Genomic DNA, 10845 nt, shown 5'->3' on the forward strand with positions numbered 1-10845 from the left:
AAAATGGGGCGGGAATACCCACCCCATTCGGTTAATCTTCTTTCTTAGGACTCTTTTTTCGAGGTGCCGGCTTTTTCTTAACGACCGGTTCCGTAGCAGATTCTGCTTTTGCTGCTGCAGGCTTTTTAGCCGCACGCTTGACCGTTTCCGCAAGCTCTCGCTCATCCTTGGCGTCTTGACGCTTCTTCTCCGTTTCACCCTTAATGAACTCTTGATAGGAAGTTAATTGCTCAAATGGACGAGGCCCAACAAGCTCTTCCAAATCACTTTGGAACAAGACCTCTTTCTTTAATAACTGCTCCGCCAAAATAGTTAATTTATCCTTTTTCGAGGTTAGCAATTTCTTAGTACGTGTGTACGCTTCCGCAATGATTTTACGTACTTCTTCATCAATTTCCCGCGCTGTCGTTTCCGAATAAGGCTTGTTGAATTGATAATCAGAACCCTTCGAATCATAATAAGAAATATTACCTAGTTTCTCATTCATGCCGTAAACGGTCACCATCGAATAGGCTAGTTTCGTAATACGCTCCAAATCGTTTTGCGCACCTGTTGAGATCTTCCCAAAGACAATTTCTTCTGCCGCACGACCTCCTAATGTTACACACATCTCATCCATCAACTGTTCCGTACGATACAAGAACTGTTCTTTTGGTAAGTATTGCGCATAACCCAAAGCTGCTACGCCACGTGGGACGATGGATACTTTAACCAACGGATTCGCGTGCTCCAAGAACCAACCAGCAATCGCATGGCCAGCTTCATGATAAGCAACAATCTTCTTTTCCAATGGATTGATAATCTTGTTTTTCTTCTCCAAGCCACCAATCACACGATCCATAGCTTCCTGGAAATCGTCCATATCGACCGCAGTTTTACTACGACGAGCGGCAATCAATGCGGCTTCATTACACACATTGGCAATCTCAGCTCCAGCAAAACCAGGCGTTTGCGCTGACAATTCTTTCGGGTCGATATCAGCAGCTAACTTCAAAGGCTTTAAGTGAACCTTAAAAATCGCTTCCCGACCAATAATATCGGGCTTATCAATGGATATTTGACGATCAAAACGACCTGGACGTAGCAAGGCTGCATCCAAGACATCTGGACGGTTTGTCGCAGCCATGATGATAATTCCTGAATCCGTTGCAAAACCATCCATTTCAACTAATAATGAGTTTAATGTGTTCTCGCGTTCATCATTTGAACCTGGCATTTGACCACGTCCACGTGAACGACCAACTGCATCAATCTCATCAATGAAGATAATACACGGTGCTTTTTCTTTTGCTTGTTTGAACAAATCACGAACACGCGCTGCCCCAACCCCCACAAACATCTCCACAAAATCCGACCCCGAAAGGGAAAAGAAAGGTACTCCAGCCTCACCTGCAACAGCTTTGGCCAATAAAGTTTTACCTGTACCTGGAGGGCCTACTAATAAGGCTCCCTTCGGAATTTTACCACCTAAATCGGTGAATTTCTTTGGAAATTTCAAGAACTCTACGATTTCCTGAATTTCTTCTTTCGCTTCATCTAAGCCGGCAACATCATCAAATGTCACACGCACTTTCGACTCGCCCTCAATCAAGGTTGCTTTGCTACGACCAATATTAAACAGCTGGCCGCCGCCACCGCCACCACCGCCCATGCGGAAGAACAGAAAGTAAAAACTCAATCCCATTAAGATGAAAAAGCCCCAAGTACCCAACCAATCCAATGGCCCCGTACGTGTTTCAGGCGTCGCAAAAATGCGCTCATTGCGCGGAAAATCCTTTTGACGGTCCTCTAAAAAATGCTCAAAACCTTCCTTGGAAATAATCGGAAATTCAAAGTGTGGACCTTGCTTCACTGATACTAAGCCTGGAGGCGATTTCTTAAAATACTTGGGAACGAAAGTAGGTTTCAGGCTAACTTCAACCAATTTATCATTGACGATTACGACCGACTGAACTTCTTTTTGAATGATCATTGACTCAAATTGCCCCTGATTAATTTCTTGTAATGTAGGCTGCTTCGTAAAGAAGAACATGCTCACCATCGCAATGACCAAACCTATAATCATCCAACTTTGCATACCTCCTGCCGGTTTTTTGGGCAGGCGCGGTTGAAGTCCTGAACGCTTGGTGTTTTTACTATTACCTTGTTTTGCCATTAGAATAATTTGTTTGGGCTATTAACAATGAGGATACCTAAAAAAGTTCGAATTGAGAATTATTCCTCTGAAATGTGCGTAAACTTCGCATCACCCCATAACTCCTCTAATTTGAAAAAATCACGTTTATCTTTCAAAAACACGTGCACAATCACATCGTAATAGTCCATCAAGATCCACTCCCGATTCGCCTTACCTTCCATCGCGTGTACATGAATTTTACCTGACTCCCACACTTCCTTGTCTACCGAATCAGCAATCGCCTCGATTTGCGTATCTGATGTACCTGATGCAATCACAAAAAAATCAGTAAATGCATTCGCAACTCCGCGCATATCCATCACAACGATATCTTGAGCCTTCTTCTCCTGCATCCCTTTCACCACCCACTGCGCTAATTGTTCTGATGCCTCTACTGCTGTCTTCTTTGTGCTTTTGCTCATATGTTTGTCTAAAATCGAATAATCGAATATGTTAACATATCGATTAACGAATAAAAATTTAAATTTGTTTCTTGTAAACCTAAAATTACGAAGAAAATTTGAACAATTACCTAGCTCCCACCCGCTTCGTCGGCAAATTCTCAAAATATATGGACCTTTGTGAATCCACGAACGCTTATGGCTTTCAGGAAGCAATTTCAGGTGATGTAAATGAAGGTTTTGCATGGATTGCCGGACACCAAACTGCCGGAAAGGGACAACGAGGAAACCAATGGCTGGCCGAAGCCAATCAAAATTTATTGGTTTCCTATTTACTCAAGCCCAATCATGAGTTGCTCCCATCGCAATTTTACTTGAGTAAGGCGATTGCTAATGGGATAGTATTGGGTCTCCAACAATGGGCATCCAATTCCTTAGGGGAACGTTTACCACTCGAAATCAAGTGGCCAAACGATATTTACCTCGAAGGAAGAAAGTTGGGAGGAATTCTCATAGAAAGTAATTTTCAAGCTGGCAAATGGGCATTCTCAATCATTGGCATCGGACTGAATATCAATCAATTAGATTTCAATAACTTACGTGCTACTTCTCTTCGCCAATGGACGCAAAACCCACAAGCAATTGATATTAGCGAAATATATCAGTGCATTTCTGGGGGGATTGAAGATCAATATGAAAATTTCACAAACAAATCCTTTTTGTCGATCGACGAAACCTACCACACGCAACTTTTTCGCCAAGGAGAATGGCATCATTATGAGGATAAAAATGGACTATTCGAGGGAAAAATAATACAGGTCAACGAACAAGGTTTGGTAGAAATTGAACGAAACCACGAGACAGAATTCTATGATATAAAAGAATTAAGTTTTATTTTTAAGGATTAACCTCAAAAAAACCTTGATTCAAACCTACCAAAGCAACCTAGAAAACTTTATCCATTGGGCACACAACACGCCTAATAACATCTATTTAAAACAACCGCAGGCGGGGAATTACAAAGAATACACCTACCAAGAATCCCTTCAGATTGTTGAGCAAATAGGTTCTTACCTAAACGAACAATTGTCAGATGAAAAGCCGAAGCACATCGGTATTTTAGCTAAAAATAGCGCCCATTGGATTCTGTCCGATTTAGCCATTTCCTATGCAGGTGCCGTTTCAGTTCCTTTTTACGCAACACTGACGAGCGAACAATTAAATCAAGTTTTAGTCCATTCCGATTGCCAAATACTGATTGTAGGGAAACTTGACAATTGGGATGAAATCCAAAAGGGAATTCCGGATTCCATTCAGCTCATTTTCACACCCGATAGCCCTTGTCAAAAAGGGATAGCATGGACCGAAATCCTAACTACAACGCTTAAAAAATTAGCCACTGCATTACCACAAAAAGATGCATTGGCAACCATCATTTATACATCAGGAACAACAGGGGTGCCCAAAGGTGTCATGATAACGAACGGCTCAATTGCTCAAGCACTCAATCTCGCGCGTAAAATTGCTTACCTAGATAAGCCTAATACGCGATTTATTTCTTATTTACCCTTGTGTCATATCGCGGAACGTAATTTTGTCGAGTTTGCCTGTACTGCTGCTGGTGGAACTATTTATTTTGTTGAGAACTTAGATACATTCCAACAAAACCTTGCGCATGCACGCCCAAGCCATTTTCTCGCGGTGCCACGTATTTGGGCTAAATTCAAAGAGGGTATTTTACAGAAAATTGGTGGTCAGAAAAAATTAAGCCTATTGCTTGCGATTCCTGTGATTAAAAAAATCATTCAAAAGAAGATTCAAAAAGGCCTAGGTTTAGATCAAACCTGCATGGTCGTGACTGGAGCGGCCCCAATGCCGCAGGAATTAACTGCCTGGTTTCAAACCATCGGCCTCTACATACAAGAAGCTTATGGCATGACCGAAAACATGGGATTAAACAGCTTAACGCCACGACATAAAATAAAACTCGGAACAGTGGGTCGGGTTCATGACCAATGCACCACACGCATCGACCCTGAAACAGGTGAGATCCAAATGAAGGCGAATTACAACTGCCTTGGCTACTACAAAAATAAAGAACAAACAGAAGCCCTTTTTGATGGCCCTTGGCTAAAAACGGGCGATATGGGGCAATTGGATTCTGAAAACTACCTATCCATTGTGGGTCGAGTAAAAGACAATTTCAAAACTGCCAAAGGACAATATGTTTCACCAGCACCGATTGAAAATGCCTTGTCATTACATGAATACGTAGAGGTTGCCTGTGTAGTTGGCGTGAATTTACCACAACCCTTGGGCCTCGTTCAATTAAGCCCTCAGGCTCTTAACCTATCGAAACAGGAATTAACCGAATCCTTACATCAGCTTCTAACGGACATTAATCCCATGTTCAAAAAATACGAATACTTAAAAAAGCTGATTATACTTCAGGAACCATGGACCGTTGAAAATGCTTGCCTGACACCTACCTTAAAAATCCGTCGGATGCAAATTGAAAAAAATGTGGAAACTCGGATGGAGGAATGGTATCACGATAAGCCAACAATCATTTTCGAATAGTTTAACGCGAATTCTGCGGCTTTTTTGTAACTTGAGTGAATGCGTTTTTATTCATTCATGCTTTTTATTGGACTATTGCTCGGAGGCTTTGTTGGCTTTGGGCAATCCATGCGCATCGATTCCATTCATTTCGTGGGCAACGAAAAGACCCGTGAAAATATTTTACGTCGGGAACTTGACTTCCAAGAGCGTGACTCATTAACGGTTCAAGATTTAAGTGAGCGCATTGAATTCAACCGCCGGAAATTAATGAACACCAACCTGTTCATTTGGGTAAAATCGGATTATCACCAATTACCGAACGGAAACCTTTCCATCAACTATGAGTGCTTGGAGCAATGGTATGTGTTAGCCTACCCCGCATTCCAATTGGCCGACCGTAATCTGAACGATTGGTGGTCACGCGGACATGACTTTGACCGAGCTATATACGGACTACGTTTTTTGCACAACAATTTCATGGGGCGAAACGAAAAAGTAGTCATTAAGGCTGAAACAGGTTTTACCGATAAACTGGAATTATCTTACCAAAACCCCTATTTGGACCCAAAAAAAACATTGGGAATGACGTTGAGCCTCGCCTACAGCACGCAAAAAAACCTGGCTTACAAGACAAATCAAGACACTCTTACCTACTTAGAAAGTGATGTAATCTTGGGCGAAAAATGGACCGGAGCTATACAATTCCGAAAAAGATTTAGGTTTTACGATTTTCAAACGCTGGAACTGAGGTATAACCACGCCAAGATTGCAGATAAAATTGCGCAATTAAATCCTGATTATTTTGGCGAAGGGAAAACAGAACAAAATTACACCCAGGTTCGGTACGGATTTTCCTATGATTTCCGTGACTTTGTCACCTATCCCTTACGAGGTCGAAAAATAGACGTCAGCTTTACCAAACATGGAATTCTCCCGAATGATCAAGTGAATTTTTGGGAAGCAAAAGCAGCCATTGCACTATTTTTTGACTTAGGCAGTCGGTTCTTCCTAGCCAGTCAAGTGAAAACCAAAATAAGCCAAGAGGGGTTTATCCCCTATGCCAACATAAAAGGTCTGGGCTACGAAAATGATCTTGTCCGTGGCTATGAATTAAACGTCATTGATGGAACGAACTATTTTCTTTGGAGAAATACATTACGGTTCCAATTACTTTCAACCGTATTGAAACTACCATACATCAAATACAAACAATTCAATCAAATGCCTATTGCTATCTATCCAACGGTATTTACAGATGTTGGGTATGTGTATAACGCAAACAAAGAAACGCGAAACAGCGCAAATAAATGGTTGACAGGAACTGGCTTGGGCTTCGATTTTGTCACCTATTACAACTTTGTGTGTAAAGTAGGCTTCCCAATCATTAATGGGGGAAAAACAGGGATGGTAGTCAGCATTGGTCGGGAATTTTAAACAAAAAAAAAACCAGTCATAGACCGGCTTCTTTTTAAAATACCTAACCACTAATAATCTTAAATATCGGTATGCGCGAACGCATGAATTCATATTCCTAATTCCAAAAATAAGAATATTTTTCAATAGAATGATTTAAGCCACCTTGAATTTATTTATTTTTGAACAGACATTTTAATTTATGACTGTATGAAAATCAAGCCACTAAGCCTATTATTTATTGTATTTACCATGAGTTTGGGCGCATGTAACCAGGATACGAACTCATCAGAAAACACGCAAATTAGTGGTGCTACCGCACAAATTAAAATCAAGGAGTCATGGAATGCAAGCCATGAATGGGTTAAACAAATGACACTCAGCGACTCCTTAATCGTTCGAAATAAATCTTGGGGAATCGATATTAATCAAATCAAAGAGTCGGTGGAAATGGCTGAAAGCCAACCAAAAACGGGAAAATCCTATTCGTTGTATTTTGATGACAGCGACCTCAATTTTGTTGACATTACCTACATGGCCAACGAGCAAGGAAAATTGAATGAAATCGATCTGGATATTTATGTGGAAGAAAATGCGCAAGTAAGCGAATTACAAAAAAGCATCAAGGAATATTTCGATGTAAAATTTGGGGCATCTAAGTCTACGGGAAAGAAGACCTCTTGGACCCAAAATAAAAATACCCAGGTCGAGATGGAAGATGTAAGTTCTTCCAAGGACCCAGGTATTAAAATTATATTAAAGGCGAAGTCTTAAACTTTCCAAACCCAGTTGCGGGTATCCGAAATTTCGCCTAAACGAATTTGATTAATTTCATTGTACACGCGAACAGAAAAATCAGAGTCTTTGCGCTCTGGCAAGTCATAATCTTTTCCTTCAAAACCAATCGTGGCTATCGGTGCAATCACCGCAGCAGTTCCAGCGCCAAAGGCCTCCGTGACAGATCCATTTTGAATTCCTTCAATTAATTCCTTTACAGCTAATTGGCGTTCCTGCACCTCCATACCCCAATCCTGTGCAATTTGCATAACGGATTTCCGAGTAACACCATCAAGTATCGTATCGCCAGTCGCTGCCGTAACCAATGCACCATTAATAACAAACATCAAATTCATAGTACCAGCTTCCTCGACATATTGATGCGTCGCCGCGTCTGTCCAAATGATTTGATCATACCCATCTTTATTTGCATTTTGCGTTGCAAATAAGGACCCCCCATAATTACCCGCATTCTTTGCAAATCCTACCCCACCTTTCGCAGCACGGATGTATTCCGTTTCGACACGAACACGTAATGGTTTTGAATAATACGATCCAACTGGGCAATTAAAAATGATGAATTTATAGGTTGTAGAAGGGGTAACTCCCACATATTCATCCGTTGCAAACATAAAGGGACGAATGTATAATGAGCAACCCTCTTTCGCGGGAACCCATGCTTGATCTAATTTCAATAATTCGCGTAAGCCTCCCAAGAAAATCTCTTCGGGCACCTCGGGCATACACATGCGGTAGGCCGATTTATTAAAACGCTTCCAATTTTCCTCTGGGCGAAAAACTTGAATACTCCCATCCTTGCCACGGTAACCTTTCATGCCCTCAAAAATGGATTGACCGTAATGCAAAGACATCATCGCGGGCTGGTATTCCAACGGACCATAAGGTTGAATTTTGACAGATTGCCAAGCACCGTTCGCATATTCAGCGACAAGCATGTGATCAGCAAAGCTGCGACCAAAGGCTAACTGATCAAAGTCAACTTGATCAATTCTAGATTTTGAGATAGGTTCAATGTGGATTTGCATACGCTTTATTTTATTTATTTACCTGAATTCCAAGGAATTTCAGGTATACCTAGGCTATGATGTAAAAAACGGCACACCATAAATAAGTAATCAGATAATCGGTTCATGTATGCCATCGCAATCTCGTAGTCGGTATGTTCTGTGGCTTGTACCCAACGAATTAAACTTCGTTCAGCGCGCCGACAAACCGTACGAGCAATTTGTGCCATGGCAATTGTTTCATGTCCACCCGGAAGAATAAAAAAGCGCATCGGGGCTAATTGAGCATCTAAGGCATCAATGTTATTTTCCAATGCGACAATATCATGCAATGAAATTAATTCCATGTTCCCCAATACCTCTTTGGAATCACTCGCAACGTGTGCGCCCAACACAAAGAGACTGGATTGAATTGCTTGTAATTTACTTGCAAGTTCCGAGTCAACTTTACAAACGAGCAGACCTAAGTGAGAATTTAGTTCGTCCAAATCGCCGATTGCTTCCAAACGGAAATCTGACTTGGACAGGCCCTTTCCATCGGCTAACCGAGTAAACCCACCATCACCTTGCTTTGTATAGATCTTCATAATTTGTAAAAGAATAACAAAAATAGTTTTTTCGGCCTTTAATCCAAAGGAAAGCCCATATTTATCAAAAAACAAGAAAGATTAGGCAATCGACTTCGGATGAACTAATTTTGAGGATATTTTTGAATCCTATGTCAATCGATTATTTCGTTTCGCGCGCTTGGCGCATTGTTTCCATGGTTGCCTTTGGCATTGCCTTATTAGTCGTATATCGCGGATTGCCAGATCCGGCGGCGGTACATTTCGGCGAAACGGGTCGGGGAGATGGATTTTTACCCAAGGAAGAAATCTTTTATTTGGCGGCGGGTATCGTAACAATACTCAACGTATTGGCTTTATTATTAATCAAAAGTGTAGCAAATGTTGCTGAACAAGTTTGGGGAAAAGTATTCCAAGTTTTCGCGAGTAAAGGTGATGCAACAATTAAATCAACATTGGTCAACTGGCTACATTTCTTGCCAGCGCTAATCAATACGTACTTAATTTTGGTCTTCCGTGTCTTGCTATTATTAAATGATCAGCGTACTTACGATGCGGACTATACGTACATACCCAAATTAGGCATTATACTGATACTCGTTTGGTTACTATACCTTCCAATCCGACTATTTTTATCACCGACTTACAGCCCAGAAGAAGCATGATTCAGAACATGCCCGACATTTCGATTCAGGCGTTTGATTACGAATTACCCGATGCTCATATCGCATTTTTTCCGAGCCAACAGCGGGATCAATCCCGACTTCTTGTACATAGCAACGAAGAAACAAGCCACCATAGCTTTCAGCACCTTCCTGACTTGGTTCCTACTGATAGCCTCTTTATTTTTAATAATACAAAGGTTATTCCTGCGAGAATTCAGATCCAAAAGGAAAGTGGCACAACCATCGAGATATTTCTGCTAAAACCTTTGACAGACAACATCGCTACGCAGCAGGCCATGGAACAGCGTAGTGAAATTACCTGGGAATGTTTGGTAGGCAATAAAAAGCGTTGGAAGTTAGGCGAAACTCTTCATAAGACGATTCAAATTGATAGCGAAGCCATCGCCTTAAAGGTTACTTGGCATGATCGCGAAATAAATCAAGTTCAGATTCATTGGTCAAGTGAACATACATTTGCGAGCATACTCAACGAAATCGGCAAAATACCCCTCCCTCCCTATATGGAACGGGACACCGAGTTATCAGATCAGGATCGCTACCAAACTGTATTTTCCAAAGAACTCGGAGCCGTTGCGGCGCCTACAGCAAGCCTACATTTCACCTCAGAAGTATTAGAGCAATTAAGTTCAAAAGGTATACAACAAAGTTTCTTGACACTTCATGTGGGTGCCGGAACTTTTTTACCTGTTAAAGAAGATGAAATCCGGAATCACCCGATGCATCGGGAACAATTAATCTTTGAACGCGACTTTATCCTTCAATTAACAGAGCATCAAGGAACTTTTATTCCTGTGGGCACAACAGCACTCAGGGCATTGGAGAGTTTATATTGGTCGGGCATATGGTTACTGGAAGGTCATTCAATTCCTGAAGCAGGTTTAATAATCCCAAAAGAATTCGCCTACCATAATCGCCACGAAGTGAATAATACGGATGCATTGCAGGCGATTTTATCCTATATGGATGCTCACTTACTATCAAAATGGGTCGCACAAACGGAATTGCTCATCATGCCGACGTATCGTTTTCGGTTTTGCGATGCCTTGATAACGAATTTCCACCAACCCAAATCGACATTATTGGTACTAGTATCTGCATTAATTGGCGATGCTTGGAAGGACATATATGAGGAGGCCAAACAAGAAGGCTATCGCTTTTTAAGTTATGGCGATGCGTGTTTGTTTTTCAAAAAGGAAAAATAATTCCGAAGAATCACTAATTTTGAGGCCCAAGAAAAAA

Annotated in this window: 10 protein-coding genes; 6 read left to right on the top strand and 4 right to left on the bottom strand. The window is 41.3% G+C overall.

The genetic code is table 11. The features are described 5' to 3' along the window. Nucleotides 1–31: 31 nt before the first annotated feature. Together ftsH and rsfS are read right to left on the bottom strand one after the other, a co-directional pair. Nucleotides 32–2155, bottom strand: coding sequence for an ATP-dependent zinc metalloprotease FtsH (gene ftsH, locus PQG45_RS05890; RefSeq protein WP_315577444.1), 2124 nt, complete (start codon nucleotides 2153–2155; stop codon nucleotides 32–34). A 59-nt stretch (nucleotides 2156–2214) separates the two neighbouring features. Beyond that, complete coding sequence (gene rsfS, locus PQG45_RS05895; RefSeq protein WP_315577443.1) at nucleotides 2215–2598, bottom strand: ribosome silencing factor; 384 nt, start codon at nucleotides 2596–2598, stop codon at nucleotides 2215–2217. A 149-nt stretch (nucleotides 2599–2747) separates the two neighbouring features. Here rsfS and PQG45_RS05900 point away from each other — a divergent pair, with 149 nt between their 5' ends. The 4 genes from PQG45_RS05900 to PQG45_RS05915 all read left to right on the top strand — a co-directional run bounded on the left by PQG45_RS05900 (nucleotide 2748) and on the right by PQG45_RS05915 (nucleotide 7326). Continuing rightward, nucleotides 2748–3485: a biotin--[acetyl-CoA-carboxylase] ligase gene (locus tag PQG45_RS05900; protein WP_315577442.1), complete on the top strand. Its 738-nt coding sequence runs from the start codon at nucleotides 2748–2750 to the stop codon at nucleotides 3483–3485. A 13-nt stretch (nucleotides 3486–3498) separates the two neighbouring features. Further along, a complete protein-coding gene (locus tag PQG45_RS05905) occupies nucleotides 3499–5157 on the top strand; it encodes an AMP-binding protein (protein WP_315577441.1) in 1659 nt (552 codons plus the stop codon). Between the two features lie 39 nt (nucleotides 5158–5196). Then, nucleotides 5197–6573: a BamA/TamA family outer membrane protein gene (locus PQG45_RS05910; RefSeq protein WP_316070452.1), complete on the top strand. Its 1377-nt coding sequence runs from the start codon at nucleotides 5197–5199 to the stop codon at nucleotides 6571–6573. Between the two features lie 189 nt (nucleotides 6574–6762). Then, nucleotides 6763–7326 carry a hypothetical protein gene (locus PQG45_RS05915; protein WP_315577439.1) on the top strand — a complete coding sequence of 188 codons (564 nt, stop codon included), beginning with the start codon at nucleotides 6763–6765 and terminating at the stop codon, nucleotides 7324–7326. On the opposite strand, the gene PQG45_RS05920 is transcribed toward PQG45_RS05915, so the two are convergent. Continuing rightward, on the bottom strand, nucleotides 7323–8375 hold the full coding sequence (locus PQG45_RS05920; protein WP_316070453.1) for a branched-chain amino acid aminotransferase: 1053 nt from the start codon (nucleotides 8373–8375) through the stop codon (nucleotides 7323–7325). The two genes, PQG45_RS05915 and PQG45_RS05920, sit on opposite strands and share 4 nt — an antisense overlap. 14 nt (nucleotides 8376–8389) lie before the next feature. Continuing rightward, complete coding sequence (locus PQG45_RS05925) at nucleotides 8390–8941, bottom strand: cob(I)yrinic acid a,c-diamide adenosyltransferase (protein WP_315577437.1); 552 nt, start codon at nucleotides 8939–8941, stop codon at nucleotides 8390–8392. A gap of 131 nt (nucleotides 8942–9072) precedes the next feature. Here PQG45_RS05925 and PQG45_RS05930 point away from each other — a divergent pair, with 131 nt between their 5' ends. Both PQG45_RS05930 and PQG45_RS05935 read left to right on the top strand, forming a co-directional pair. Continuing rightward, nucleotides 9073–9585: a hypothetical protein gene (locus PQG45_RS05930; protein WP_315577436.1), complete on the top strand. Its 513-nt coding sequence runs from the start codon at nucleotides 9073–9075 to the stop codon at nucleotides 9583–9585. After that, the gene (locus tag PQG45_RS05935; protein WP_315577435.1) at nucleotides 9582–10808 is read left to right on the top strand and encodes an S-adenosylmethionine:tRNA ribosyltransferase-isomerase; all 1227 of its coding nucleotides are present in this window, start codon (nucleotides 9582–9584) and stop codon (nucleotides 10806–10808) included. The genes PQG45_RS05930 and PQG45_RS05935 overlap by 4 nt, the downstream gene beginning before the upstream one ends. The last annotated feature ends 37 nt before the right edge of the window (nucleotides 10809–10845 follow it).

Source organism: Aquirufa regiilacus (assembly GCF_032470275.1).
GTDB classification, from domain to species: Bacteria; Bacteroidota; Bacteroidia; order Cytophagales; family Spirosomataceae; genus Aquirufa; species Aquirufa regiilacus.